Origin of the sequence: Campylobacter sp. RM9333, from assembly GCF_020137705.1 — a bacterium.
GTDB lineage: Bacteria > Campylobacterota > Campylobacteria > Campylobacterales > Campylobacteraceae > Campylobacter_E.
Genome location: NZ_JACGAY010000068.1, coordinates 1 through 323, shown reverse-complemented (window position 1 = coordinate 323; position 323 = coordinate 1). Strand labels below are relative to the sequence as shown.

The following is a 323-nucleotide window of genomic DNA, read 5'->3' as shown; positions in this document are numbered from 1 at the left end:
AAAGATTTTAAACTATCGCTATGTATTTTAAAATCTTCAGCAATTCCTGCTGCTTTGTTAAAATCACTTGTAAAAAAGCCATCTTTATCAATTCCGTATCCTAAAACAACTCCTACCTTTTTATCATCTGCTTTATTGTCTACTTTTTTAATCTCGTTATTTGTTTCTTTTTTGCTTATATTAGTTATTTGATATGTTGAATAAGAATTTATTTTCATAATTATTCCTTTATTTTAAACTCTTTTATCATATAAATTCTTGCTATCTTTATATGCCATTACAATAGCTAATAAATCTCTTTCATCTTTTACTTTGCGTGGGTC

General features: G+C 25.7%; 1 pseudogene. It reads right to left on the bottom strand.

What is annotated here, in order from left to right:
* Window positions 1–218, bottom strand: a pseudogene (locus AVBRAN9333_RS09475) (hypothetical protein); the annotation flags it as partial.
* Between the last annotated feature and the right edge of the window lie 105 nt (window positions 219–323).